Source organism: Streptomyces sp. NPDC043952 (assembly GCF_056435325.1).
In genome coordinates this window covers 147,480-174,014 of sequence record NZ_JBWKES010000015.1, presented here as the reverse complement: position 1 = coordinate 174,014, position 26,535 = coordinate 147,480, and the positions used below count along the sequence as shown (strand labels likewise).

Sequence of the window (26,535 nt, the reverse complement as noted above, 5' to 3'; positions counted from 1 at the left end):
TCCTTTTTGGGGGGGAAGGGCGCCAACCCTTGGTTGGCTTCCCCCCCCGCCCCCCCTCCCCCCCCCCAGGGCCAGGCAGACCACCATCCGCCCCGGAAACCGGTCCTCGACCTCCGGCGCGACCGCCCCCGGTCCGTACGGCGCGCCCTCCACCAGGCCGCCCAGCCGCCAGGGCTCCGCCCCGACCACGAAGTCGGCGTCGGCATGCGTCCCGTCGGCCAGCTCGACCCCGGCCGCCCGGCCGTCCTTGTGCAGGACGCGGGTGATCTCGGCGCCGAAGACGAACTCCACCCGCCGCGCCAGGCACCGCTCGTACACCGCGCGCGCCAACTCCCGTATCCCGCCGCGCACATACCAGGTGCCGAAGGCGTGCTCCATGTACGGCAGCACGGCCGCGCTCGCCGGGGCGGTGGCCGGGTCGACGCCGTAGGCCAGGGCATATCCGGCGAGCAGCGCCGAGAGCCGGGGGTCGCGCAGCTCCCAGGCGCCGATCTCGGCCAGGGTGCCCGCCCGCCGGGTGCGCAGCAGCCGCTTGTGCGGGACCGCCGGATAGGGCTCCTTCCCGGTCAGCACCCGCCAGTCGGGCCACAGGGGCTCCTCCAGCAGCGGCCGGCGGGTGCGGTCCCAGGCCTCGCGGGCCCGCACCAGGAAGTCGCCCCAGCGGCCGCCCGCGCCGCCGCCCAGCGCTTCGTCCAGCGCGGCGACGACGCCCGCGCGCGAGGCGTTCGGCAGGGCGGCCTCGGTGCCGTCCGCGAAGAGGTGCCGCGCGGACGGGTCGACCTGGACCAGCTCGACGCGATCCTCCAGCGGCTCCTTGCCGGTCTTGACGAACAGGTCGCGGTAGACGGCGGGCAGCGTCAGCAGTCCCGGACCCGTGTCGAAGCCGAATCCGTCCCGCTCGAAGCGGCGCAGGGCACCGCCGTAGGTGTCCGTGCGCTCGTACACCACCACCCGGTGGCCCGCGACGGCCAGCCGGGCGGCGGCCGCCATCGCGCCCATACCGGCGCCCATCACCGCGATCCGTGCCATGTCTGCGACTCTAGCGACCACCACTGACAATCCGGCCGCCGGGCGGGGTTTGGGCAGCTCAGGGCACCCGCGAGGCCAGCCGGCGCTCCTCCCGGCGCTGGGCGCGGCGGCGCAGGAAGCGCCGGATGCGGGAGACGAGGAAGAACAGCGCGGCCAGCCCCGCGGCCAGCAGCACCGCCGCGATGACCGCCGCGGCCCCCGGATGGAAGACCGCGAAGGAGACCAGCGCGCCGACGCCCAGGTCCTCGCCGATGCTCAGCGCGATGTTGCTGAACGGTTCCGGCGAGGCGTTGACCGCCATCCGCGTCCCGGCCTTCACCGAGTGGCTGGCCAGCGCCGTCGCACCGCCGATCAGCGCGGCCGTCACCTCGGAGTACGAGCCGCTGTGCCCGGCGAGCAGCGCGCCCACCCAGGCGCCCGCGGCGGGCCGGATCACGGTGTGCACGGAGTCCCACACCGAGTCGACGTAGGGGACCTTGTCCGCGGCCGCCTCGCACAGGAACAGCACGCCCGCGATGATCAGCACCTCGGGCCGCTGGAGGGCTTGGGGCACGTCGTCGCTCACCCCGGTCACGCCGAACAGGCCGAGCAGCAGCACCACCGCGTAGGCGTTGATGCCGCTGGCCCAGCCACTGGTGAAGACGAGCGGGAGTACGGACACGCAGGCGATCGTAGCGAGGGCCTGGGACGGTCGTCCCGGCCAGGTACGCGCAGGTCTGAGTATCCGTACCTAGGTCACCGGATGAGTAGGCGCACGGATGGGCCGGCGGGGGCCGGTACGGGAGAGTGGATCCCGGCAAGGGGGCGCGGCCCGGAACCGCCGGCACGGGGCGGCGGAACGGCGCCCGCCGCCTGGCCACGACCCAGGGGGAACACGGGGGCACGAGGGGAGACGGGGGAGAGGTACGGGGGAGCGCGGAGGCGCCGGTCCGGAAGCGGACCGGCGCCTTTCGCCTGCCGTGCGGCGGTGTGCCGTCGCCCCGGTGGCTCAGACCCTGCCGCTGACCCGGCCCTGGAGCAGCCGGGACAGGGCCGCGTGCACATCGTCCAAGGAGCGCTGCGGCTGGAAGGACTTCCAGTCCAGCGCGGCCACCAGGACCATGCCGACCAGGGCCGCCGCGGTGAGCTGGACGTCGATCTCCTCGCTGAACTCGCCGCCCGCCACCCCCTCGCGCAGTACCCCCTCGACCACGGCGACGGCCTCCTGGCGCACCACCATCAGCGTGGACTGCCAGGCCCGGTTGGTGCGCCACAGCTCCGCCACGTACAGCTGGGTGAAGGCCGGGTAGCGGTCGATGAAGACCAGGCCGGCGCGGACCATCGCGTCCAGCGCGTCCACCCTGCTGCCGCCCTCGTGCGCGGTCTGCTCCGCGGCCTCCTTCAGGGACGCGGTGAGCAGGCTGACCCCGTGCCGCAGCAGCTCCTCGAAGAGGACCGACTTGCTCGCGAAGTTGTAGTAGACGGTGCCCTTGGCCACTCCCGCCCGCTCGGCGATCTCGTCCACGGTGGTCGCGGAGAAGCCCTGCTCGGCGATGAGGGTGACGGCCGCCTCGTAGAGCTTCTGCCGGGTCGCCTCCCGGCGCGTGCCGCCGCCGGACCTGGCGCTGCTGCTTTCCATGGCACCGATTCTCACAGGTGCCGGGCTCTGCCGGGCCGGTCCGGGGCTCACAGGCTCAGCTCCGGGTGCAGCCGGTCCAGCGTCCACACCTGCCGCTTGCGGGCCGCGAGCGCGGTCAGTGCGAGGGCGCCCGCGGTGAACGCGGTCAGCACCGCGCACGCCTGCCACACCGGGCCGAGCCCGCCGCCCGTGATCAGCCGGCGCAGCGCCCCCACGACGTAACTCATCGGCAGATACGGGTGGATGGTGTTGAAGAAGCCGGGGCTGGTCTGCACCGGATAGGTGCCGCCCGCCGAGGTCAGCTGGAGCATCAGCAGGGCGAGGACCAGGATCCGGCCGGCCGCGCCGAAGCGGGCGTTGAGCCACTGCACGATCGCCGCGAAGCACGCGGCGACCAGGAACAGGAAGCCGATGGTGCCGGCCGCCCGCAGCATCTGGAGCCCGATCCCCCAGTGCAGTACGGCCATCAGCGCGCCCACCTGGAGCACGCCCACCGCGACCACCGGCAGCCAGCCCGCGAGCGCGATCCGCCACGCCGGGGAACCGGCCGCCAGGGCACGCCGGTTGAGCGGCGCGATCAGCATGTAGGCCACCATCGCGCCCACCCACAGGGACAGCGGGATGAAGTACGGGGCGAAACCGGTGCCGTAGTTGGGCGCCTTGTGCAGGTCGTGGGAGGCGAGCTGGACCGGGTCGGCCATGACGCCGGTGCGCCGGTCGCGGTCGTGCTTGTCGTAGTCGGGGATCTTCCTGGCGCCGTCGTGCAGCCCGCCGGCGAGCTTCCCGGAGCCGTCGGACAGCTTGTACAGGCCGCCGTCGAGGGTCTGGGCGCCGGTCTCGGCGGTGCCGATGCCCGCGTCCAGGGTGGTCGCGCCGGTGTCGGCGGTGGTGAGGCCGGTGTGCAGCTTCTTGGCGCCCTGGGCGACCTTCTGCGCGCCGTCGTTCAGCTTGTCGATCTTCTTGACGGCGTCGTGGACGTCCTCGGAGAGGTGGGGCGCGGCCTTCTGGAGGGCGGTCGCCTGCTTCTGGAGGGTGCCCAGGTTGTCCCGCATGGTCGTCAGGTCGCCGTTCTGGTCGGCGATCAGCGCCTCAAGGTCGTCGGCGACGCCGGCCACGTCCTCGGCGGCCTGCTTCGCCTTCTTGAGCTGCGGGCAGGCCGGGTCGGGGACGGTGGCGGTCTCGCAGCGCTCCTTGTAGAGGTCCGCGAGGACGGTGGCGGACAGCTGCGCGGCCTTCGCGGCCAGGGGCGCGCGTTTCACCAGGGTGTCGAGGTTGTCCTGGACGGTCTTGGCCGAGTCGGCGACCAGGCCCGCGGTGTCCCCGACGGTCTTCTCGTTGTCCTTGAGGAAGGGGCCCGCCTGGGCGTAGACGCCGTCGACCTTGTCGGCGAGCGCCTGGGTGCCGTCGGCGACCTGCTGGGAGCCCTGCTGGAGGTCGCCGGAGCCGGTGTCCAGCTTCTTGATGCCCTTGGCGAGCTTTCCGCTGCCGCTCTTGGCGTCCGCCAGTCCGTCGGCGAGGTCCTTGGAGCCCTTCGCGGCCCTCCCGAGGCCCGTGTTCAGCTTCTCGGCGCCCTTGGCGGCGGTGACCGTCTTGTCGTGGATGTCGGAGAACGAGATGAAGATCTTGTCCAGGAAGGACCGCGACGCCTTGCTGGAGGCGGCCGAGCGCACCTCGTTGAAGACCGTGCGGGATATCTGCCCGACGATGTAGTTGTTCGCGTCGTTGCTGCGCACCTGGAGGGCGCCGGTCTCCGGGTCGGCGCCGGAGCTGGAGGCGATGCGCGCGCTGAAGTCGCCCGGCATGGTGAGCGACAGGTAGTACGTGCCGTTCTCCACGCCTTTGCGGGCCTCGGCGTCGCTCACCTCGTGCCAGTCGAAGGTCTTGCTGTCACGCAGCCCGGACACCAGGTCGTCGCCCGCGCTGATCTTCTTGCCGCCCGCGGTGGCGCCCTTGTCGTCGTTGACCAGCGCCACGGGGATGCGGTCCAGGCGGCCGTACGGGTCCCAGAAGGACCACAGGTACAGGCCGCCGTAGAGCAGCGGCAGCACGAGCAGGGCGACGAGGGCGGCGCGCGGCAGCCTGCCGCGTCCGAAGCGGCGCAGTTCGAGGGCGGCCAGCCTAGGCGAGCGCATCGGCGTCCTCCTCGGTGCGGCCCGCGGCGTCCCGGTCGGCGGCGTCCTCGTCCGTCCGGCTCGTGGACACGGCGGCGCAGCCCTCGGGGGCGGTACGGCACACCGCGAGGACCGTCGTGCCCGCGCCCGCCAGGGAGCGCAGGAGGTCCCACACGTCGGCGCGTTCGGCCTCCGAGAGCTTGGTGTCGAGGTCGTCCACGCCCAGCAGCCGGGGCCGGCCGATGAGGGCGAGGGCGATGGACAGGCGCAGCTCCTGCACCCGCTCCAGGTCGCGTACGGCCGTCCGGGAGCCCTTGGGCAGCGACTCCGGGTCGAGCCCGGCCGCGGCGAGCGCCGCGTCCACGCGCAGCCGTGCCTCGTGCGAGCGCCCGGCCCGCGGGTGCAGCAGCTCGCGCAGGGAATCGCCGAACCGCCGCTGGAGCAGGGCGCGTTCGCGCAGGTGCTCGCCGACGGTCAGGGCGGGTTCCAGGTCCGTCACCCCGGCCACGTTGGCGAGCGCGCTGACGCGGCGCACGGCCGCCAGGTGTCTCGGGAGTGTGGATCCGCCGACGGTGGCTACTCCCTCGGTGGACTTCATCCGTCCGGTGAGCGCGAGCAGCAGACACGTACGGCCGGAGCCGGACGGTCCCTCGATCGCGGTCAGCGAACCGGGTTCCGCGTCGAGGGTGATGCCGCGAAAGGCCCACCCCCGCGGTCCCCTGAGCCCGAGGTGCTCGGCCGTGACGTGCGCGCCGTCCACAAGCCCCCCTGCGGTTCGATATTTTGAACTGACTGGTCAGTACAAAACTATGCCCCGCCTTCGCCCGAAGCAAAAGCCCAGGTCGGATCGGATTGTCAGTGGCATACCTCACGATGGGCACATACGGCACCCGTGCCGTCACCCAGACGACAGGAGGTTCGTCATGGCCCACTCGTCCGCAGCCGCCGCACCCCGGCGCCGCGCCCTCGGCCCTGCCCCCTCACTGACCCGCGCCGTCCCCTCCGCGACCGGCCCGGCGAGCGATGTGCACCCCGTGCTCCGGCAGGCCGCGGCCCCGCCCGCCGCCCTCGACCTGCTCGCCCAGGCCCGCGCCGGCCTGGCCGAGGCCGCCGCCCTGGACGTGCCGAACGAGCGCTATGCCACGGCCCACCTCGCCGCCCTGCGCACCGCCGCCGCCGTGCTCGCCGCCCGCGGCCGCCCCGAGACCTCCCCGCGCCGCCGCGCCCGGATCCGCAGCGCCTGGGAGGTCCTGCCCGAGATCGCCCCCGAACTGACCGAGTGGAGCGCCCTGTTCGCCTCCGGCGCCGCCCGCAGGGCCCGCGCCGAGGCCGGCATCCAGGGCGCCGCGAGCCGCCGGGACGCCGACGACCTGATACGGGACGCGGCGATGTTCCTGCGCCTCGTGGAGCGGATGCTCGTCCTCCAGCCGGTCCTGCCCCGGCCCCGCCCGGACGCCGGGGAGGCGGGCGGTCCGGCAGGCCGCGGTGACCTACCGGATGCGGGCTGACCACGGGTGGTGCGCCCGGCGTCCGCCGAGCGAGACGGACACGGCCGCCGCGCCCGCGATGACCAGGCGGAGCGCCGGAGGCAATAGGGTGGAGACGCCTGAAAGACGTCCAGCCCTGCCGAGGAGCCAACTGCCGTGTCGGACCCGATGCGCCCGCCCGTCTCCCCTCACCACCCGCACACGGCCCCGCTGCGCTCCGACCGCTCCGGCACCCGCGCCTCGCTGCGCACCGCCGTGGTCTCGGAGGTCCTCCAGGACGCCCTCGACCGGCGGGTCAAGGCGACGGGACGGGACGCGCTGGACGTCCTCGACACCGGCGGCGGCAGCGGCAACTTCGCCGTGCCGCTCGCGCGGGCCGGTCACCGGGTCACCGTGGTCGACCCCAGCCCGAACGCGCTGTTCGCGCTGGAGCGCCGCGCCGCCGAGGCCGGCGTCGCCGACCGGGTCAGGGGCGTCCAGGGCGACGCCCACGGCCTGTTCGACGTGGTCGAGCGCGGCGGCTACGACGCGGTGCTGTGCCACGGCGTCCTGGAGTACGTGGACGACCCGGCCGAGGGCGTGCGCAACGCGGTCGCGGCCCTGCGCCCCGAGGGCGTGCTCAGCCTGCTGGCCGCGGGCCTCGGCGGCGCCGTGCTCGCCCGCGCCCTCGCCGGCCACTTCACCGACGCCCGGCAGGCCCTCCAGGACCCCGACGGCCGCTGGGGCCCCGGCGACCCGATGCCGCGCCGCTTCACCGCCGACCAGCTGACCGCGCTGGTCGAGGGCGCGGGCCTGCGGGTCGGCGCGGTGCACGGCGTGCGGGTCTTCGCCGACCTGGTGCCCGGCGTCCTGGTGGACACCGAGCCCGCCGCGCTGGACGCGCTGCTGCGGCTGGAGGCGGCGGCGGCCGAGCTGCCCGCGTTCCACTCCGTGGCCACCCAGCTGCACGTGCTCGGCGAGACGCCGGGTGCCGCGGAGGTCTGAGTCCAGCGGGCCGACCCGCCGCTGATCAGGGCATCGGCGGCGGATGGAGTACAGCACAAGCCCCCCGATCGAGGGGTTTGCGCCGTATGATCGAGGTACACCACCCGGCATGACGGGTCGGCCGCCGGGGAATGGAAGCATCGGCGAGTCGGGACGGCCATGGCGGGCCCCGGTTGGTCAGTTGGCGCAGAGGGGCGGGTTTCACGGGGGCGATTCCCTGCCTATCCTGAAGGGACCCCCCGGGTCGCCCCGGCGACCGCACGATGAGGAGGACTCCGTGCCGCTCTCGGAGCACGAGCAGCGCATGCTCGAGCAAATGGAGCGAGCGCTGTACGCCGAAGATCCCAAGTTCGCGTCAGCGCTTGAGGGAAGCGGGCTGCGTACGTACACCCGGCGGCGGGTCTACCAGGCGGTCGCGGGCTTCCTCGTCGGTATCGCGCTCCTCATGGCCGGAATGGTCGCCCAGCTGATCTGGGTCAGCGTCGTCGGTTTCCTCGTCATGCTCGGCTGCGCGGTGCTCGCGGTCACGGGCTGGCGCAAGGCGCCCAAGCCGGGGGAACAACCCGCGGGTGCCGTACGGCGCCCGCTGCGGCCCAAGCGGTCCATGATGGATCGCATCGAGGAGCGGTGGCAGAGACGGCGGGACGAACAGGGACGGTAACGCTCCGCCGGTCCGGCCGGGCGTACCTGAGCTTTCCTGAGGGGTGACCACCAGTACCGGTGGTCACCCCTCAGGCGTTGTCGCGGCCCGTGCCGCCGCCCCCGCGCCGGCTAACGCTCCGAGGAACGCGGGCGGCGTACGAGCGGTCGGGCCGCCGTCGCCCGCGCGCGCAGCGCCGTCCAGCGGGACGCCACCGCCCACAGCACCCGGACCGCCGAGCGCGGCAGGAAGCGGGCCCGCAGGCGCGTCCCGCGGGAGGCCGTGCCGTAGAGGGCCGCCGTGGCCCGGCGTACGTCGTCGGCCACCCCCGGAGCGGGGCGGGGCCGGGGGGCGTACAGGACCTGTTCCAGGGCGGTGGCGACGCGGTGTACGGCGTCGCCCGCCGCCTTGTCGAGACGGCCCAGGCGGATGATCCGATCGGCCGCGCTCCTCGGCGTCAGCGACTCGTCCGGCACGATGCCCAGGTCCCAGGCGCTGTCCGTCAGCTCCTGCCACGCGGCCGGCGCCCGCGCCGCCGCCCCCTCGTCGGTGCGGGCGTGCCCCCCGAGCCGTACGGACCGCAGCCGGACCCGCCACAGCAGCGGCGCGAACGGAGCGGCCAGCAGCACCAGCACGGCCAGACCAGTCAGCGCGAACCACCACGGGCCCGGCCCGCCGCCGCCCCGAGCCGGGACCGCCGCCGCCGACGGCGCGCCGCACATCCCCGGCTCGTTCGCGCAGTTCGCACCGGCGGACGGGGCCGCCGAGGGCTGCGAGGAGCCTTTCTCGGACGGCAGCGACTGGTCCGGCTGCGAGGTGCCGGGCGTGACCGACTGGGTGTACGACGGCACCACGCCCCGCGTCGGGGTCGGCTCGAACCGTGTCCAGCCCACGCCCTGGAAGTACAGCTCGGGCCAGGCGTGCGCGTCCTTCAGGGTCACCGCCACCGAACCGTCCGCCTGCGGGGTGCCGGGGGCGAAGCCCACCGCGACCCGCGCCGGGATGCCGAGGGTGCGGGCCATCGCCGCCATCGCGAAGGAGAAGTGGACGCAGAAGCCCTGCTTCTTCTTCAGGAAGTTCGCGATCGCGTCGGGACCGCTGCCGATTGCCACCTGGGTGTCGTACTGGAAGCCGCCGTCGGTGGAGAACCAGTCCTGGAGGCGGACGGCCTCCTCGTAGTGGTTCCGCGCGCCCGCCGTGACCTGGCGGGCGGTCCGCGCCACCACCTCCGGCAGCGTGTCCGGCACCTTGGTGTACGCGTGCCGCAGCGCGGCCGGCGGCTCCGGCGCCGACGCCAGCTGTGCCGCGGTCGGCCGCACGTCCAGGCTGGTCACGTCGTACGTCTTGCCGCGTGTGGTCTGGCCGTGGTCGCCCACCAGCGTCATGCCGACCGGTTCGTAGCGCCAGCTGCCGCCGATCTGCACCTTGCTCGGCGGGTAGGGCATCGGCAGCCAGTCCTGGGCGTACCAGTCCGCCGCCTGGACCGTGGTCCGCAGGGTGTCCCGCCGGACGTCCGGGCTCAGCCCGGCCGGCGCCGGGAACGTGTCCGGCACGCCCACGATGTGCCGCTGGGCCGGCTTCCAGGTGGTGCCGTCGAAGTCGTCCAGGGAGACGATGCGCAGATACAGGTCCGAGAGGTCGGCGGAGCTGGTGCGCACGGACAGCGCCGTGCGGTCGTCGGTGGTGTTCAGGCTGTCGCGCAGCGAGACCAGCGGGTTGACCGCCGAGATGGTGCCGCCGCGGCCGGAGCCCGTGCCCATCCCGGCGCCCTCCCCGGCCAGCAGGCCGCCCTGCATCGCGGGCAGCGCGAGCGGCACCAGCAGGGCCACCCCGAGGGCGACCGCGCCGATCCGCCGCCCGGTGCGCACCGGCGCGAGGGCACCCCTGTCCGGGGCGCGGGGCGTGGCACTGAAGACGCGGCCCCACTGGGCGAGCCGGTCCCGGCCCTCGGCGAGCAGCAGCATCAGATAGCCGCCCGCCGCCACCAGGAACCACAGCCAGTCCGCTCCGCCGCGGGACAGCCCGGCGGCCACCGAGTACAGCGCGAGCAGCGGCAGCCCGGCCGGCGCCGCGCTCCGGAAGGTCACCGCGAGGGTGTCCACCAGCAGGCCGATCAGCAGCGCGCCCCCGATCAGCATCAGCCGGATGCCGTCGGTGAGCGGTGCCGGTATCGCGTACTGGCTGACGTCCTGCGCGCCCTGCCGCAGCAGGTCGGTGAGGTAGGCGAAGGTGTCCGGGCCGGGGATCACTCCGGCGATCGCGTGGCCGCGGGCGAAGACCAGGGTGATCAGCAGCAGTGTGGCCACCGCCTGCACCACCACGGTCAGCGGCCGGCCGAGCGGCACCCGCCGGGCCGCCGCGCCCACGCCGCTCTGCACGGCCACCAGCGGCACCAGCTCCAGCAGCCAGGACGGTCCGTTCACCAGCGGCAGCAGCGCGCAGGAGGCCATCAGGGTGGCCGCCGCCGCGCACAGCGTCAGCCGCGCCCGCCCGCTCATGCCCGCGCCTCCCGCGCCACCGCGGCCAGACCCGAGCGCTCGCGGTCCGCCTGCTGCCACAGCTCGTCCAAGGCGGCGCCGCGCGGCACCGCGCACGCCGTCCAGCCCGCGTCGCGCAGCAGCCGCAGCCGCTCCGCGTGCGGGTCGCCTGGACGCGGGGGCTCGCTGGGGTCGCGGGTCCAGGCGGCCGGGTCCAGCACGAAGGCGACGGCGCCGCCGCCGCGCCGGCCCATGCCGGCGACCGTGGTGGCCTGTTCCTCGTCCAGGTCGCCGAGGAAGGCGATCAGCAGGCCCTCGCCGCCGCGCAGCGCCTCGTGGGCCCGCGAGAAGTCCTCGCCGCTGGAGTGGCCGATCACCGCGAGGGTGTCCAGGATCAGCCCGGCCGCCTCCGCGGCGTCCTGGCCGCCGCCCGCGAAGCCCTCGGCGCTCTCGCCGGGCACGGCGCTGCCGGTGTCCGTCAGCAGCCGTACCGAGAAGCCCCGTTCGAGCAGGTGCACCAGCGCGGAGGCGGCGCCGGCGACGGCCCACTCGAAGGCCGAGTCGGGGCCCGCGCCCTCGTAGGCGCCGCCTCGGGTGTCCAGCAGGACGGTGCAACGGGCGCGCCGGGGCTGTTCCTCGCGGCGCACCATCAGCTCGCCGTAGCGCGCGGTGGACCGCCAGTGCACGCGGCGCAGATCGTCGCCGTACCGGTAGCCGCGCGGGATCATGTCGTCCTCGCCGGCCAGGGCGGGCGCGCGCCGGTGCCCCTCGCCGTAGCCCCTGGCCTCGCCGGCGAACCGGGCCGGGGCCAGCGGGACCACGCGGGGGATGACGGTGAGGGTGTCGGACTCCGCGAAGGAGCGGGTCAGTTCGCACATCCCGAAGGGGTCGGTGAGCCGCAGCTGGAGCGGGCCGAGCGGGTAGCGGCCGCGCAGGTCCGAGCGGACCCGGTAGGACACCTCGCGCCGGCCGCCCGGCTCCACCCGGTCCAGCACGAACCGGGGCCGGGGCCCGAGCACGTACGGCACCCGGTCCTGGAGCATCAGCAGCCCGGTGGGCAGCCGGGAGACGTTGTCCATCCGCAGCCGGACGCGGGCCTCGCCGCCGGCCGGGACGCGCGCGGGGTCGAGTGTCCGGGTGCCGGTCACCCGGTGGCGGGTGCGGTGGAGCACGGTCGCGCAGGTCAGCGGGAGCACGGCCAGCAGCAGGCCGACCCGCAGCAGTTCGCTCTGGCCCAGCACATAGGCGCAGATCGCGGCGGCGATCCCGGCCGCCAGGAAGGAGCGGCCGCGGGTGGTCAGACCGGCCAGCGCGGTGCGGAACCCGCCCTCCCCGCGCTGGTCCGCCTCCCCGCGCTCGTCCGCCGCCCGCTCCCACCCCGCGGCGCTCATCACAGACCCCGCGGGGGCTGCTGGGGACAGGCCGGCACGCCGCGGCCGATGCCGTCGAGTCCACCGCGCGGGCCCAAAGCCGCGGGCACCGGGGTGTGCCGCAGGATCTCCTGCACCACCTGCTCGGCGCCGCGGCGGTTGAGCTGGGCCTGGGCGGTGGGCAGCAGCCGGTGCGCGAGGACGGCCACGGCGAGTTCCTGCACGTCGTCCGGCAGCGCGTACTCCCGGCCGGCGAGGGCGGCGGACGCCTTCGCCGCGCGCAGCAGATGCAGGGTGGCGCGCGGCGAGGCACCGAGTCTGAGGTCGGGGTGGGCACGGGTGGCGGCGACCAGCTCCACCGCGTACCGCCGCACCGGTTCGGCGACGTGCACCCCGCGCACCGCGTCGATCAGCTTCACGATCTCGTCCGCGTGCGCCACCGGCTGGAGGTCGTCCAGCGGGTTGGCCCCGCCGTGCACGTCCAGCATCCGCAGCTCGGCCTCCGCGCTCGGGTAGCCGACGGAGACGCGGGCCATGAAGCGGTCGCGCTGGGCCTCGGGCAGCGGGTAGGTGCCCTCCATCTCGACCGGGTTCTGGGTGGCCACCACCATGAAGGGAGCGGGCAGTTCATAGGTCTGCCCGTCGATGGTGACCTGGCGCTCCTCCATGGACTCCAGCAGCGCCGACTGGGTCTTGGGCGAGGCGCGGTTGATCTCGTCGCCGATCACGATCTGCGCGAAGACCGCGCCCGGCTTGAACTCGAAGTCGCGGCGCTGCTGGTCCCAGATGGAGACACCGGTGATGTCCGAGGGCAGCAGGTCGGGCGTGAACTGGATGCGCCGCACCGAGCAGTCGATGGACCGCGCCAGCGCCTTGGCGAGCATCGTCTTGCCCACGCCGGGGACGTCCTCGATCAGCAGATGGCCCTCGGCGAGCAGCACGGTCAGCGCGAGCCGTACGACCTCGGGCTTGCCCTCGATCACGTCCTCGACCGAACCGCGCACCCGCTCCACCGTGGCGCTCAGCTCGCTGAGGCTCCCTCGACCGTCATAGGTCGTCACCCGGCCCTCCTCGGCCCGTTCTCCGCCGGGCCGGCGCGCTTGATCGCGGCCGGCCCACCCCGAAACACGGACACCACGCGGAAATGGTTCCGCGCGATGTCGCACTCCGCATTCTCGCTGCCGTTACCGATTCGTGTCACCGCCTGTGGACAACTGCCCGCACGATGTCGGTCGTACGGGCCTTTCGGTCAGGCTTTCGATGCGTTTCGGTGGGGAGCGCCTCGGGGCGGCAGCCGGAACGGGAGGTGCCCCGGAGCGGGCCGGGCGCCGGTCAGGCCGGGTCGACCTCGCGCAGCGCGCCCGTGCGCACGTCGAAGACGAAGCCGCGCACGTCCTCGGTGCTCAGCAGGAACGGCGAGGTGCGCACCCGCTGCATCGACTGCCGTACGTCCTGGTCGACGTCCCGGAACGCCTCCACCGCCCACGCCGGGCGCTGGCCGACCTCCATCTCCAGGTCGTGCCGGAACTCCTCGGTGATGGTCTCCATGCCACAGCCGGTGTGGTGGATGAGGACGACACTGCGGGTGCCCAGCGCCCGCTGGCTGATGGTCAGGGAGCGGATCACGTCGTCGGTGACGACCCCGCCCGCGTTGCGGATGGTGTGACAGTCACCCAGCTTCAGGCCCAGGGCGGCGTGCAGGTCGAGACGGGCGTCCATGCACGCCACGACGGCGACCTTGAGCACGGGACGGGCGTCCATGCCGGGATCGGTGAATTCGGCGGCGTACCGCTGGTTGGCCTCCACCAGGCGGTCGGTCACAGAGCCGCCACCGGTTATGGCGCCTTCGGATCCAGTGGGAATTGCTGCGGAAGTCGACATACTCATGACGTTACTGGTCACCCGCGGACAGTGCCCGCTGTGAGAGCGGACAAAGAACGTCATCGTGGCTTGTTGTGAGCTACCCCATACGGACGGCAAACCAGGGCCGGAAGGGTGAATGTGTTCGAAAGACGGCGTCCGCGCGGAGGCGGTGCGCGACGCGCAGGCCGGTTGATTGACCGTGAGACACCGTGGACTAAAGTGACGCGAAGCGGGAGGCGTGGCTCTCCCTGCTGGTGAAACCACGGAGACCCGGCACCCGCCCGGACCCGTCTCCCCGCGTGCGCGGCGCGTACGTACGGCTCGGCCTCCTCCCGCTCCCGGTCGGCTGACGCTTCCGGCGCCGGCCGTCCCCCTGTTCACGAGCTGGCGGGGGCCCGCGGTGCGCACGGCGCCTCGCCGGAATGAGAGGCCCCCTTGAGCCAGAGTCGACACGTCCCGGTGATGCTCCAGCGGTGCCTGGACCTGCTGGCACCCGCCCTGGAGCGGCCGGGAGCGGTGGTCGTCGACTGCACCCTCGGCCTCGGCGGGCACAGCGAGGCGCTGCTGACCCGGTTCCCCGAGGCCCGGCTGATCGGCCTCGACCGGGACAAGGAGGCGCTGCGCCTGTCCGGGGAGCGCCTCGCGCCCTTCGGCGAGCGGGCCACCCTGGTGCACGCCGTCTACGACGAGCTGCCCGACGTCCTCGACCGGCTGGGCGTCCCGCGCGTCCAGGGCGTCCTGTTCGACCTCGGCGTCTCCTCCATGCAGCTCGACGAGGCCGACCGCGGCTTCGCCTACGCCCAGGACGCGCCGCTCGACATGCGCATGGACCAGACGACCGGCATGAGCGCCGCCGAGGTCCTCAACACCTATCCGCCGGGCGAGCTGGTGCGCATCCTGCGTGCCTACGGCGAGGAGAAGCAGGCCAAGCGGATCGTCGGGGCGATCGTGCGCGAGCGCGAGAAGGAGCCGTTCAGCAACAGCGCCCGCCTGGTCGAGCTGATCCGCGACGCCCTGCCGCAGGCCGCCAAGCGCACCGGCGGCAACCCGGCCAAGCGCACCTTCCAGGCGCTGCGCATCGAGGTCAACGGCGAGCTGTCGGTCCTGGAGCGGGCGATCCCGGCCGCCGTGCGGGCCCTCGCCGTCGGCGGGCGGGTCGCCGTGCTGTCGTACCACTCGCTGGAGGACCGGCTGGTCAAACAGGTGTTCGCGACGGGGGCGGCGAACACCGCGCCGCCCGGACTGCCGGTGGTGCCCGAGCGCTACCAGCCGCGGCTCAAGCTGCTCACCCGCGGTGCCGAACTTCCCACCGAGGAGGAGGTCGCCGAGAACCGCAGGGCCGCCCCCGCCAGGCTGCGGGGTGCCGAACGCATCAGGGAGGACGCCGAGTGAGCCGGACGGGTGGGCTGGTCCGCGGGACCTCGGTCCTCGGAACTCACTGGGGGAGCGGTGGCTAGGAAACCCGAACTGAAGGGGCGGGCCGCCCGGCTCGCCCGGCTCTTCCCGGCCGGCCGCGCCAAGGCCGCCCGCACCCCCTTCGTCCTCCTCGTCGTGCTGCTCCTCGGCGGCGGCCTCATCGGGCTGCTGGTGCTGAACTCCGCCCTGAGCGAGGGTTCCTTCAAACTGGCCGACCTCCAGAAGCGGACCCAGAACCTCACCGACGAGGAACAGGCCCTCCAGCGGGACATCGACGCCTACTCGTCCCCCGACGCCTTGCAGCGCCGGGCCCGTGAACTCGGCATGGTCCCCGGCGGCGACCCCGCCTTCCTCGACCCGAACGGCACGGTCAAGGGCGTACCCGGCGCGGCCTCCCCGGAGGCGGCCGTCTTCGACGGGCCGCCCGCCCCCGAGTCCCTGACCCTCACCCCGCCGTCCGGCCTCACGGCCACCGGGACACCGAGCCCCGCACCGCCCCAGAACGCCACCCCGGCGGTCCCCGCCCGCACGGCCCCGACCGCCCTCGCCCCCCAGTCCGCTCCCACCCCGACCCCCGGCAGGTGACGGAAGTGTCCGACAGGGAACCCCCGCGCCGCCGCGTGCCCCGCCCCGCGAAGCCGCCCCGGCCGCAGGGCGCAGGCCGCCTGCGGCAAGGACCCGGCGCCCGCCCCGCCCGGCGCCCGAGCGCGGGCCGGGTGCCCGCCCAGCGCCCGCTGCGGCTCGGCAGCCCCCGGCCCCGGCTGCGCCTGGTCGGCCTCGCCCTCGGCCTGGTGCTGCTCACCTTCGTGGTCCGGCTGCTCCAGGTGCAGGCCGTGGAGGCGAGCGCGTACGCCGCGAAGGCCGAGGTGAACCGGTACGTCGTCCATACGCTGGCCGCCGAGCGCGGCGGGATCACCGACCGCAACGGCGTGGCCCTCGCCGTCAGCGAGGACGCCTACGACATCACGGCCGACCCGACGATGTTCAGCGCCAAGCAGTTGAAGATCAGTGACGGTCCCGAGCGGGCCGCCGCCCTGCTCGCGCCGATCCTCGGCCAGGACCAGGCCACGCTGGTGAAGAAGCTGCGGCCCGCCGACAGAAACTCCCGCTACACCCGGCTCGCCACCCGGCAGACCCCCCAGGTCTGGAAGCAGATCAAGGACCTGAAGGCGGCCCTCGCCCAGAAGGCCGGCGCCGTCAACGTGCTCGCCGGGGTCTTCGCCGACCCCAGCAGCCAGCGCGTGTACCCCAACGGCGACCTCGCCGCCGCGATACTGGGCTGGGTGAACGCCGACGGCAAGGGCGGCGGCGGCATCGAACGGATGCTGGAGAAGCAGCTCGCGGGCAAGAACGGCAAGATCCGCTACGCCCAGTCCGGCGGCCGCGAGGTGCCCACCGCGGGCTCCGCCGAGACCCCCGCGGTGCCCGGTTCCGACGTCGAGCTGACCATCGACCGCGACATCCAGTGGGCGGCCCAGGACGCGATCACCCAGCAGGTGAAGAAGTCCAAGGCCGACCGCGGCTACGTCGTCGTCCAGGACACCCGCACCGGGCAGATCCTCGCCATGGCCGACGCGCCGGGGTTCGACCCCAACGACCTCTCCAAGGCGAACCCGGACGCCCTGGGCAACGCGGCCGTCCAGGACGCCTACGAGCCCGGCTCCACCGCCAAGGTGATGTCCATGGCGGCCGTCCTCCAGGAGAACGCGGCGACCCCGCTCACCCACGTCGTCGTACCCAACCGGCTGCACCGCGGCGACCGGCTGTTCCAGGACGACGTCGACCACGCCACCTGGAACCTCACGCTCAACGGCGTGCTCGCCAAGTCCAGCAACATCGGCACCATCCTCGCCACCGGCCAGCTCGGCAAGACCCAGCCGCAGGCCAACCAGGTCCTCTACTCCTACCTGCGCAAGTTCGGCATCGGCAGCTACACCGGGCTGGACTTCCCCGGCGAGACGCCCGGCATCCTCGCGCCGCCGCAGAAGTGGTCCACCTCGCAGCAGTACACGATCCCCTTCGGCCAGGGCTTCTCCATCAACGCCCTCCAGGCCGCCTCCGTCTACTCGACCATCGCCAACGACGGCGTCCGTATCCAGCCGACCCTGATCCGCGGCACCAAGGGACCCGACGGACGGTTCACCCCGGCCGCCAAGCCCAAGGAGACCAGAGTCGTCAGCGCGAAGACCGCCAGGTCGGTCGCCGAGATGCTGGAGTCCGTGGTCGACGACGAACAGGGCACCGGCATCTCCGCCCGCATCCCCGGCTACAACGTCGCCGGCAAGACCGGCACCGCCAACCGAGTGGATCCGGCCACCGGCAGATACCGCGGCTACACCTCGTCCTTCGCCGGGTTCGCCCCCGCCGACAAGCCCCGCATCACCGTCTACTGCGCCATCCAGAACGCCACCTCCGGGGGCTACTTCGGCGGCCAGATCTGCGGGCCCATCTACAAGAAGGTCATGGAGTTCGCCCTGAAGACCCTCCAGGTCCCGCCCACCGGCGCGCCGCCCGCGAACCTGCCGGTCGACTACAAGCCCTGACCAGCACCGAAAGCACAGGAATCAGCCAGTGACGACGATCACCCCAGGACCCGGGAACCACACGGGCCCCGAGCCCTCGCTTCGCTCCGAGGCCGGTACGCCCGGTACGCTCACCGCCGTGCCACACGCTGATCAGTCCCAAACCACCCAGAAGGGCGCTTCCGTGACATATCCGGGACCGCCGCGACCGGTCCACGTCTCCGCCACACCCCTCGCGGAGCTGGCCGATCAGCTGGGTGCCGCCGCCCCGGACGCCACCGCCGAGATCACCGGGATCACCCACGACTCGCGCGCCGTCCGCCCCGGCGACCTGTACGCCGCCCTGCCGGGCGCCCGCCTGCACGGCGCCGACTTCGTCACCCAGGCCGCCGGCCTCGGCGCGACCGCCGTGCTCACCGACCCGGCCGGCGCCGAGCGCGCCGCCGCGACCGGCCTGCCGGTCCTGGTGGTGCCCGACCCGCGCGCCCGGATGGGCGAACTGGCCGCCACCATCTACGGCCAACCGGGCCGCGACCTCCTCCAGATCGGCATCACCGGCACCTCCGGCAAGACCACCACGGCCTACCTGGTCGAGGGCGGCCTCAAGAGCGCGAAGGCCACCGGTCTCATCGGCACCGTCGAGACGCGCATCGGCGACGAGCGCATCAAGTCCGAGCGCACCACCCCCGAAGCCACCGACCTCCAGGCCCTGTTCGCCGTCATGCGCGAACGCGGCACCGAGGCGGTCGCCATGGAGGTCTCCAGCCACGCCCTGGTCCTCGGCCGGGTCGACGGCTGCGTCTTCGACATCGCGGTCTTCACCAACCTCAGCCCGGAACACATGGAGTTCCACTCCGACATGGAGGACTACTTCCGGGCCAAGGCACAACTCTTCACACCGAAACGCAGCAAACTCGGCGTCGTCAACGCGGACGACGAGTACGGCCGCCGCCTCGCCGCCGAGGCCACCGTCCCCGTCGTCACCTACTCCGCCGAGGGCCACCCCGACGCCGACTGGCGCGCCGAGCACGTCCAGGTCGGCCCGCTGGACTCGACGTTCACGGTCCTCGGCCCGAACGGCGAGCGGGTGGGGGCCAGGTCGCCGCTGGCCGGACCCTTCAACGTGGCGAACACCCTCGCCGCCATCGTCGCCCTCGCCGCGGCCGGCCTCGACCCGCAGGCCGCCGCCGACGGCATCGCCGCCGTTCCGGGCGTCCCCGGCCGCCTGGAGCGCGTCGACGCCGGGCAGCCCTACCTCGCGGTCGTGGACTACGCCCACAAGACCGACGCGGTCGAGTCGGTGCTCAAGGCGCTGCGCAAGGTCACCAAGGGCCGGGTGCACATCGTCCTGGGCTGCGGCGGCGACCGCGACCAGACCAAGCGCGCCCCGATGGGCGCCGCCGCTGCCCGGCTCGCCGACACGGCCGTACTGACGTCGGACAACCCCCGCTCCGAGGACCCGCTCGCGATCCTCGCGACCATGCTCCAGGGCGCGGCCTCGGTCCCCGCGCACGAGCGTGGCGAGGTGCTCCTCTTCGAGGAGCGGGCCGCCGCCATCGCCGCCGCCGTGGGCCGCGCCCAGGCCGGCGACACCGTGCTGGTCGCGGGCAAGGGCCACGAGCAGGGCCAGGACATCGCCGGTGTGGTCCGTCCCTTCGACGACCGCCAGGTGCTTCGCGAAGCTATCCAGAAGACCCAGGGATGAACTTGTGATCGCCCTCTCCCTCGCCGAGATCGCAGCTGTCGTCGGCGGGCAGACGCACGACATACCGGATCCGTCCGTCCAGGTCACCGGACCGGTCGTCCGGGACTCCCGCGAGGTGGTGCCCGGCAGCCTGTTCGCCGCCTTCGTCGGCGAGCGCGTGGACGGCCACGACTTCGCACCGCAGGTCGTCGAGGCGGGCGCGGTCGCCGTACTGGCGTCGCGCCCGGTCGGTGTGCCCGCGATCGTGGTCGAGGACGTCCAGAACGCCCTCGGCGCCCTCGCCCGGCACGTCGTCGGCAAGCTCCGCGCGACCCTCGTCGCCCTGACCGGCTCGGCGGGCAAGACCAGCACCAAGGACCTCATCGCCCAGGTGCTGAGCGACAAGGCGCCCACGGTGTTCACGCCGGGTTCGTTCAACAACGAGATCGGGCTGCCGCTCACCGCCCTCACCGCGACCGAGGAAACCCGCTTCCTGGTCCTGGAGATGGGCGCCCGCGGCATCGGCCACATCCGCTACCTCACCGGCCTCACCCCGCCGCGGATCGGCGTCGTCCTCAACGTCGGCACCGCCCACATCGGCGAGTTCGGCGGACGCGAGCAGATCGCGCAGGCCAAGGGCGAGATCATCGAGGGGCTGCCCGAGGACGGCGCGGCGATCCTCAACGCCGACGACCCGCTGGTGCGCGCCATGGCACCGCGAACCAAGGCGAAGGTGGTCCTTTTCGGAGAGTCGGCCGAAGCGGACGTACGTGCCGAGAATGTACGACTCACGGACACCGGACAGCCTTCCTTCAGGCTTCACACACCCTCCGGTGCAGCCGATGTGACCATGCGCCTGTACGGTGAGCATCACGTGTCGAACGCGCTCGCCGCGGCCGCCGTCGCCCATGAGCTGGGCATGTCCGCGGAAGAGATCGCCACCGCGCTCTCCGGGGCGGGCTCCCTCTCCCGCTGGCGCATGGAGGTCACCGAGCGCCCGGACGGCGTGACCATCGTCAACGACGCCTACAACGCCAACCCCGAGTCCATGCGGGCCGCCCTGAGGGCACTCGCGGCCATGGGCAAGGGGCGGCGCACCTGGGCGGTGCTCGGCAAGATGGCCGAGCTGGGGGACGAGGCGCTCGCCGAGCACGACGCCGTCGGACGGCTCGCCGTCCGGCTCAACGTCAGCAAGCTCGTCGCCGTCGGGGGGATTGAGGCCTCCTGGCTGCAACTGGGCGCATATAACGAGGGTTCGTGGGGTGAGGAGTCGGTGCACGTGTCCGACGCACAGGCGGCGATCGACCTGTTGCGCAGCGAGCTGCGACCGGGGGACGTCGTCCTCGTGAAGGCGTCCCGTTCGGTGGGGCTCGAAGGTGTCGCCGCGGCGCTGCTGGAGACCGGTGCCGAGGGTGAGGTTGCCGCCCGATGATGAACCAGATCCTGTTCTCGGGTGTCATTGGCCTCTTCCTCACCCTGGTCGGCACCCCGCTGCTGATCAAGCTGCTGGCCCGCAAGGGCTACGGCCAGTTCATCCGTGACGACGGCCCGCGCGAGCACCTCAGCAAGCGCGGTACGCCGACCATGGGTGGTATCGCCTTCATCCTGGCGACGGTCGCCGCGTACTTCCTGTCCAAGGTGATCACCGGCAAGCCGCCGACGTTCTCCGGTCTGCTGGTGCTCGGCCTGATGGTCGGCATGGGCCTGGTCGGCTTCCTGGACGACTACATCAAGATCGTCAAGCGGCGTTCGCTGGGCCTGCGGGCCAAGGCGAAGATGGCCGGCCAGCTGATCGTCGGCATCGCCTTCGCCGTACTGGCGCTGATGTTCCCCGACGCCCGCGGCAACACCCCGGCCTCCACCAAGCTGTCGTTCATCACGGACTTCGGCTGGTCGATCGGCCCGGTGCTGTTCGTCATCTGGGCGCTGTTCATGATCCTCGCGATGTCGAACGGCGTGAACCTGACCGACGGTCTGGACGGCCTCGCCACCGGCGCCTCCGTCCTCGTCTTCGGCGCCTACACGTTCATCGGCGTCTGGCAGTACCAGGAGTCCTGCGCCAACGCGCAGACCCTGACCAACCCGGCCGCCTGCTACGAGGTGCGCGACCCGCTCGACCTCGCCGTGGTCGCCTCCGCGCTGATGGGCGCCTGCCTGGGCTTCCTGTGGTGGAACACCTCGCCGGCGAAGATCTTCATGGGCGACACCGGCTCGCTCGCCCTCGGCGGTGTCCTCACCGGCCTGGCCATCCTCTCCCGCACGGAGCTGCTGGTGGCCATCATGGGCGGTCTGTTCGTCCTCATCACCATGTCGGTCGTCATCCAGGTCGGCTCCTTCCGGCTCACCGGGAAGCGCGTCTTCCGGATGGCGCCACTCCAGCACCACTTCGAACTCAAGGGCTGGTCCGAGGTCCTGGTCGTGGTCCGCTTCTGGATCATCCAAGGCATCTGTGTGATCGTCGGACTCGGCCTCTTCTACGCGGGATGGGCAGCGGAAAAGTGACCACCGGCTCGGCGCCCTTCGACTTCCAGGGCAAGCATGTCACCGTCGCGGGACTCGGCGTCTCCGGCATCCCGGCGGCCAGGACCCTGCACACCCGCGGCGCGATCGTCACGGTCGTCAACGAAGGCGACGACGCCCGCGCCCGCGAGCAGGCCGAAGGGCTCCGGGCGCTCGGCATCACCGTGCGCCTGGGCGACGGGGCGACCCTCCCGGAGGGCACCGAGCTGATTGTCACCACCCCCGGCTGGCAGCCCGGCAAGCCGCTGTTCCAGGCGGCCGGCGAGGCGGGCGTGCCGGTCTGGGGCGACGTGGAGCTGGCCTGGCGGCTGCGGGGACCCGACGCGGCCCCCTGGCTGGCCGTCACCGGCACCAACGGCAAGACCACCACCGTGCGGATGCTCGCCTCCATCCTGGAGGCGGCCGGGCTGCGCACGGCGGCCGTCGGCAACATCGGGGTCTCGCTGCTGGACGCCGTCCTGGGCGAGGAGACGTACGACGTCCTCGCCGTGGAGCTGTCCAGCTACCAGCTGCACTGGGCGCCCTCGCTGCGCGCCCACTCCGCCGCCGTCCTCAACCTCGCCCCCGACCACCTCGACTGGCACGGCTCCATGGCGGCGTACGCCGCGGACAAGGGCCGTATCTACGAGGGCAACCAGGTCGCCTGCGTCTACAACGTGGCCGACAAGGCCACCGAGGACCTGGTGCGCGAGGCCGACGTCGAAGAGGGCTGCCGGGCCATCGGGTTCACCCTCGGCACCCCCGGACCCTCCCAACTCGGCGTCGTGGACGGCATCCTGGTCGACCGCGCCTTCGTCGAGAACCGGCAGAAAAACGCACAGGAGCTGGCCGAGGTCTCCGACGTCCGGCCGCCGGCCCCGCACAACATCGCCAACGCCCTCGCGGCGGCGGCCCTCGCGCGCGCCTTCGGGGTGTCCGCCCAGGCCGTACGGGACGGACTGCGCGCCTTCCGGCCGGACGCCCACCGCATCGAGCACGTCGCCGACATCGACGGCGTGGCCTACGTGGACGACTCCAAGGCGACCAACACCCATGCCGCGCAGGCGTCGTTGGCGGCGTACGAGTCGATCGTCTGGATCGCGGGCGGCCTCGCCAAGGGCGCGACCTTCGACGAACTGGTCGCCGCCTCGGCCAAACACCTGCGCGCCGTCGTCCTGATCGGCGCCGACCGGGCCCTGATCCGCGAGGCCCTTGCGCGACACGCCCCGGAAGTACCCGTGGTCGACCTCGACCGGACCGACACTGGGGCGATGCTCCAGGCGGTGACGGAGGCCAGGCGGCTCGCGGTCGCCGGCGACACGGTGCTTCTCGCTCCGGCCTGCGCCTCCATGGACATGTTCACCAACTACAACCAGCGCGGTGACGCGTTCGCGACGGCGGTCGGCGAACTCCGCGCCTGATCCCGGCCGCCCGCCGGGTGGATCCCAGGGAGGGACGCGCGGGGCGGCCGACGTCCAGTGGAGGCGCCGATGCCCAGTAGCCGTACCGGAAAGCCCCCCGTGCAGCGGGCCTCCCGGCGGCCCGTCCTGTCCAGGTCCGTGCGCGAGAACCCCGTACAGCGGTTCGTCACGCGTGCCCGGCGGGCCTGGGACCGGCCGCTGACCGCCTATTACCTGATCGTCGGCGGCAGCGTCCTGATCACGGTGCTCGGCCTGGTGATGGTCTACTCGGCCTCCCAGGTCACCGCGCTCCAGATGTCGCTGCCGGGCTCCTACTTCTTCCGCAAGCAGCTGCTGGCCGCCGTGATCGGCGGCATCCTGCTGTTCGCGGCCTCCCGGATGCCGGTGAAGCTGCACCGGGCGCTGGCCTATCCGATCCTGGCCGGTGCCGTCTTCATGATGGCCCTGGTGCAGGTCCCCGGAATAGGGATGTCGGTCAACGGCAACCAGAACTGGATCTCCCTGGGCGGCTCCTTCCAGATCCAGCCCAGCGAGTTCGGCAAGCTCGCCCTGGTGCTGTGGGGCGCCGACCTGATCGCCCGCAAGCAGGAGCGGAAGCTGCTCAACCAGTGGAAGCACATGCTGGTGCCGCTGGTGCCGGTCGCCTTCCTGCTGCTCGGACTGATCATGCTCGGCGGCGACATGGGCACCGCGATCATTCTCACAGCGATCCTGTTCGGACTGCTGTGGCTCGCGGGCGCCCCGACCCGGCTGTTCTCGGGCGTCCTGTCGGTCGCGGTGGTGATCGGGGTGATCCTGATCGAGACCAGCCCCAACCGGATGGCCCGCCTTGCCTGCATCGGCGCCACCGAGCCGCGGGCCCAGGGCGCCGACTGCTGGCAGGCCGTGCACGGCATCTACGCGCTCGCCTCCGGCGGACTCTTCGGCTCCGGCCTCGGCGCGAGTGTGGAAAAATGGGGTCAACTGCCGGAAGCGCACACCGACTTCATCTTCGCGGTCACCGGTGAGGAACTGGGCCTGGCGGGGACACTGTCGGTGCTCGCCCTGTTCGCGGCTCTAGGCTATGCGGGTATCCGCGTGGCCGGACGCACGAAAGACCCCTTCGTGAGGTACGCCGCGGGAGGCGTGACCACCTGGATCATCGCTCAGGCGGTGATCAACATCGGTGCGGTGCTCGGTCTGCTGCCGATCGCCGGTGTCCCGCTCCCGCTGTTCTCCTACGGAGGATCCGCCCTGCTGCCGACCATGTTCGCCATCGGGCTGCTGATCGCGTTCGCGCGCGACGACCCCGCTGCGCGGACGGCGCTTGCGCTGCGGCAACCTCGCTTTGGTAGAAAGCGGGCGGGAGGCCCCGGTGCGGATCGGGGGCCTCGGAGATGGAACACGATGCGACGGCGTGCCTCGGCGGCGCGTTCGTCCGGAGAGCGGTGAATTTCGGTGCATGTCGTACTCGCCGGTGGGGGGACCGCCGGCCACATCGAGCCCGCGCTCGCCCTCGCGGACGCCCTGCGCAGGCAGGACCCGAGCGTGGGGATCACGGCCCTGGGCACGGAGCGCGGCCTGGAGACCCGGCTCGTCCCGGAGCGCGGCTACGAGCTGGCGCTGATCCCGGCGGTGCCGCTGCCGCGCAAGCCAACTCCCGAGCTGATCACCGTGCCGGGCCGGCTGCGCGGCACCATCAAGGCCGCCGAGCAGATCCTCGAACGCACCAAGGCGGACGCCGTGGCCGGCTTCGGCGGCTACGTCGCGCTGCCCGCCTACCTCGCCGCCAAGCGGCTCGGCGTGCCCATCGTGATCCACGAGGCCAACGCCCGCCCCGGCCTGGCCAACAAGATCGGGTCCCGGTACGCGGCACAGGTCGCCGTCTCCACGCCGGACAGCAAGCTGCGCGGCGCCCGCTACATCGGCATCCCGCTGCGCCGCTCCATCGCCACGCTGGACCGCGCCGCCGTGCGCCCCGAGGCCCGGCACCGCTTCGGCCTCGACCCCAACCTGCCCACGCTGCTGGTCTCCGGCGGCTCGCAGGGCGCGCGCCGGCTCAACGAGGTCGTCCAGCAGGTCGCCCCGTGGCTCCAGCAGGCCGGCATCCAGATCCTGCACGCGGTCGGCCCGAAGAACGAACTGCCGCACGTCCAGCAGATGCCGGGGATGCCCCCCTATATCCCGGTAAGTTACCTGGACCGGATGGACCTCGCGTACGCCGCGGCCGACATGATGCTCTGCCGCGCGGGCGCGATGACCGTCGCCGAACTCTCCGCCGTCGGACTGCCGGCCGCCTACGTACCGCTGCCCATCGGCAACGGCGAACAGCGGCTGAACGCCCAGCCGGTGGTCAAGGCGGGCGGCGGACTCCTCGTGGACGACGCGGAACTGACGCCCGAGTGGGTACAGAACAACGTGCTGCCCGTGCTCGCCGACCCGCACCGGCTCTACGAGATGTCCCGCGCCGCAAGCGAGTTCGGCCGCCGGGACGCCGACGACCTCCTCGTCGGCATGGTGTACGAGGCCATCGCCTCGCGCCGTTAGGACCGTATGACGAAAGGGTAGTGGGCGTGGCCGGACCAGCGACTCGTGAACGTGGGGAACGCCAGCAGGAGTCGTCCGGCCCGCCGCTCGCCCGAAGGATAAGGCGACTACGACTTCGTACGATCGTCATCCTGGCCCTGGCCGTGGTGCTCGTAACGGCCGGTTCCCTCTGGGTGTTGTACGGCTCCTCGTGGCTGCGCGTCGAGCGCGTCCCGGTCTCCGGTACGCGGGTGCTGACGCCCGCCGAGGTGCGTGCCGCCGCCGCCGTACCGGTGGGGGCGCCCCTGGTGTCGGTCGACACCGACGCCATCGCGGCCCGAACCCGCCGCAGACTGCCACGCATTGACACGATCGACGTGTCCCGTTCCTGGCCGCACGGCATCGAGCTGAAGGTGACCGAGCGGACCGCGGTCCTCCTGGTCCGAAAAGGCGGGAATTTCATCGAAGTCGACCACAAGGGCGTCCGGTTCGCCACCGTCGCCCGGGCGCCCGAGGGCATCCCGCTGCTGCGGCTGTCCGTGTCCGCCTCGGGCTCGGCCGCCGCGAGCCTGCGGCGCTTCGGCACCGACCGGCTGACCCGCGAGGCGGTCCTGGTCGCCGGCGAACTGCCGGGCCCCGTCCGCCGCCTCACCGGCACCGTCGAGGTCCACTCCTACGACGACATCCGGCTGGAGTTGACCGACGGCCGCGTCGTGGCCTGGGGGAGCGCGGAGAACGGCCGCGCCAAGGCACGGACCCTCACGGCACTCATGAAAGCAGCTTCCGGCGCACGCCACTTCGACGTCAGCGTCCCCACCGCCCCTGCGTCATCGGCGAGTTGACGCGTATCAGTGCAGGCCAGCACCCTGGTTGGGCACGCCTATGGCTGATCACATAGGGTGAAAAGAA

At 72.9% G+C, this 26,535-nt stretch carries 22 protein-coding genes; 13 read left to right on the top strand and 9 right to left on the bottom strand.

Translation table 11 applies throughout. The features are described from left to right. The 5 genes from AC069R_RS19435 to AC069R_RS19415 form a co-directional block, all read right to left on the bottom strand. The coding region (locus AC069R_RS19435) for a phytoene desaturase family protein (RefSeq protein ID WP_478768071.1) at positions 1–1,029 on the bottom strand (1,029 nt) is incomplete at its 3' end. 58 nt (positions 1,030–1,087) lie between these two features. Next, positions 1,088–1,690, bottom strand: coding sequence for a DUF4126 domain-containing protein (locus tag AC069R_RS19430; RefSeq protein WP_478768070.1), 603 nt, complete (start codon positions 1,688–1,690; stop codon positions 1,088–1,090). A gap of 327 nt (positions 1,691–2,017) precedes the next feature. Continuing rightward, positions 2,018–2,647, bottom strand: coding sequence for a TetR/AcrR family transcriptional regulator (locus tag AC069R_RS19425; RefSeq protein WP_478768069.1), 630 nt, complete (start codon positions 2,645–2,647; stop codon positions 2,018–2,020). Between the two features lie 47 nt (positions 2,648–2,694). Further along, complete coding sequence (locus tag AC069R_RS19420; protein ID WP_478768067.1) at positions 2,695–4,779, bottom strand: YhgE/Pip family protein; 2,085 nt, start codon at positions 4,777–4,779, stop codon at positions 2,695–2,697. After that, positions 4,766–5,518 (bottom strand): ATP-binding cassette domain-containing protein, encoded by a 753-nt coding sequence (locus AC069R_RS19415; protein ID WP_478768066.1) that lies wholly within the window; start codon positions 5,516–5,518, stop codon positions 4,766–4,768. Before AC069R_RS19415 ends, AC069R_RS19420 begins: the two co-directional genes overlap by 14 nt. A gap of 163 nt (positions 5,519–5,681) precedes the next feature. On the opposite strand from AC069R_RS19415, the gene AC069R_RS19410 reads away from it, so the two are divergent. The 3 genes from AC069R_RS19410 (at position 5,682) to AC069R_RS19400 (ending at position 7,890) form a co-directional block, all read left to right on the top strand. Then, positions 5,682–6,266, top strand: coding sequence for an SAV_6107 family HEPN domain-containing protein (locus AC069R_RS19410; protein ID WP_478768064.1), 585 nt, complete (start codon positions 5,682–5,684; stop codon positions 6,264–6,266). A gap of 135 nt (positions 6,267–6,401) precedes the next feature. Then, positions 6,402–7,229 carry a class I SAM-dependent methyltransferase gene (locus AC069R_RS19405; protein WP_478768063.1) on the top strand — a complete coding sequence of 276 codons (828 nt, stop codon included), beginning with the start codon at positions 6,402–6,404 and terminating at the stop codon, positions 7,227–7,229. Between the two features lie 277 nt (positions 7,230–7,506). Next, positions 7,507–7,890 carry a DUF3040 domain-containing protein gene (locus AC069R_RS19400; protein ID WP_397986388.1) on the top strand — a complete coding sequence of 128 codons (384 nt, stop codon included), beginning with the start codon at positions 7,507–7,509 and terminating at the stop codon, positions 7,888–7,890. A 110-nt stretch (positions 7,891–8,000) separates the two neighbouring features. Here AC069R_RS19400 and AC069R_RS19395 read toward each other — a convergent pair whose 3' ends face one another. The 4 genes from AC069R_RS19395 to AC069R_RS19380 all read right to left on the bottom strand — a co-directional run bounded on the left by AC069R_RS19395 (position 8,001) and on the right by AC069R_RS19380 (position 13,597). Then, complete coding sequence (locus AC069R_RS19395; RefSeq protein WP_478768061.1) at positions 8,001–10,367, bottom strand: transglutaminase TgpA family protein; 2,367 nt, start codon at positions 10,365–10,367, stop codon at positions 8,001–8,003. After that, entirely contained in the window at positions 10,364–11,737 is a 1,374-nt protein-coding gene (locus tag AC069R_RS19390) for a DUF58 domain-containing protein (RefSeq protein WP_478768060.1), read from the bottom strand. The genes AC069R_RS19395 and AC069R_RS19390 overlap by 4 nt, the downstream gene beginning before the upstream one ends. Beyond that, the gene (locus AC069R_RS19385; RefSeq protein WP_478768059.1) at positions 11,737–12,777 is read right to left on the bottom strand and encodes an AAA family ATPase; all 1,041 of its coding nucleotides are present in this window, start codon (positions 12,775–12,777) and stop codon (positions 11,737–11,739) included. The genes AC069R_RS19390 and AC069R_RS19385 overlap by 1 nt, the downstream gene beginning before the upstream one ends. 271 nt (positions 12,778–13,048) lie before the next feature. Then, complete coding sequence (locus tag AC069R_RS19380; protein ID WP_478768057.1) at positions 13,049–13,597, bottom strand: beta-class carbonic anhydrase; 549 nt, start codon at positions 13,595–13,597, stop codon at positions 13,049–13,051. Positions 13,598–14,014: 417 nt separating this feature from the next. Between AC069R_RS19380 and rsmH the strand changes: the two genes are divergently transcribed. From rsmH to AC069R_RS19330, 10 genes are all read left to right on the top strand, one after another. Then, positions 14,015–14,971, top strand: coding sequence for a 16S rRNA (cytosine(1402)-N(4))-methyltransferase RsmH (rsmH, locus tag AC069R_RS19375; protein ID WP_478768056.1), 957 nt, complete (start codon positions 14,015–14,017; stop codon positions 14,969–14,971). A gap of 57 nt (positions 14,972–15,028) precedes the next feature. Beyond that, positions 15,029–15,580, top strand: coding sequence for a cell division protein FtsL (gene ftsL / locus AC069R_RS19370; protein ID WP_478768055.1), 552 nt, complete (start codon positions 15,029–15,031; stop codon positions 15,578–15,580). Positions 15,581–15,585: 5 nt separating this feature from the next. Beyond that, positions 15,586–17,538, top strand: a complete 1,953-nt coding sequence (locus AC069R_RS19365; protein ID WP_478768053.1) for a peptidoglycan D,D-transpeptidase FtsI family protein — start codon at positions 15,586–15,588, stop codon at positions 17,536–17,538. 163 nt (positions 17,539–17,701) lie between these two features. After that, positions 17,702–19,222, top strand: coding sequence for a UDP-N-acetylmuramoyl-L-alanyl-D-glutamate--2,6-diaminopimelate ligase (locus AC069R_RS19360; protein WP_478768052.1), 1,521 nt, complete (start codon positions 17,702–17,704; stop codon positions 19,220–19,222). A 4-nt stretch (positions 19,223–19,226) separates the two neighbouring features. Next, on the top strand, positions 19,227–20,633 hold the full coding sequence (locus AC069R_RS19355) for a UDP-N-acetylmuramoyl-tripeptide--D-alanyl-D-alanine ligase (RefSeq protein WP_478768051.1): 1,407 nt from the start codon (positions 19,227–19,229) through the stop codon (positions 20,631–20,633). After that, complete coding sequence (mraY, locus tag AC069R_RS19350) at positions 20,630–21,703, top strand: phospho-N-acetylmuramoyl-pentapeptide-transferase (protein ID WP_285553910.1); 1,074 nt, start codon at positions 20,630–20,632, stop codon at positions 21,701–21,703. The genes AC069R_RS19355 and mraY overlap by 4 nt, the downstream gene beginning before the upstream one ends. Beyond that, positions 21,685–23,121 carry a UDP-N-acetylmuramoyl-L-alanine--D-glutamate ligase gene (gene murD, locus AC069R_RS19345; protein WP_478768049.1) on the top strand — a complete coding sequence of 479 codons (1,437 nt, stop codon included), beginning with the start codon at positions 21,685–21,687 and terminating at the stop codon, positions 23,119–23,121. Before mraY ends, murD begins: the two co-directional genes overlap by 19 nt. 69 nt (positions 23,122–23,190) lie before the next feature. Then, entirely contained in the window at positions 23,191–24,552 is a 1,362-nt protein-coding gene (gene ftsW, locus AC069R_RS19340; protein ID WP_478768048.1) for a putative lipid II flippase FtsW, read from the top strand. Between the two features lie 6 nt (positions 24,553–24,558). After that, positions 24,559–25,647 carry an undecaprenyldiphospho-muramoylpentapeptide beta-N-acetylglucosaminyltransferase gene (murG, locus tag AC069R_RS19335; protein WP_397986401.1) on the top strand — a complete coding sequence of 363 codons (1,089 nt, stop codon included), beginning with the start codon at positions 24,559–24,561 and terminating at the stop codon, positions 25,645–25,647. A gap of 26 nt (positions 25,648–25,673) precedes the next feature. Next, positions 25,674–26,468, top strand: coding sequence for a cell division protein FtsQ/DivIB (locus tag AC069R_RS19330; protein WP_478768047.1), 795 nt, complete (start codon positions 25,674–25,676; stop codon positions 26,466–26,468). Positions 26,469–26,535: the final 67 nt, after the last annotated feature.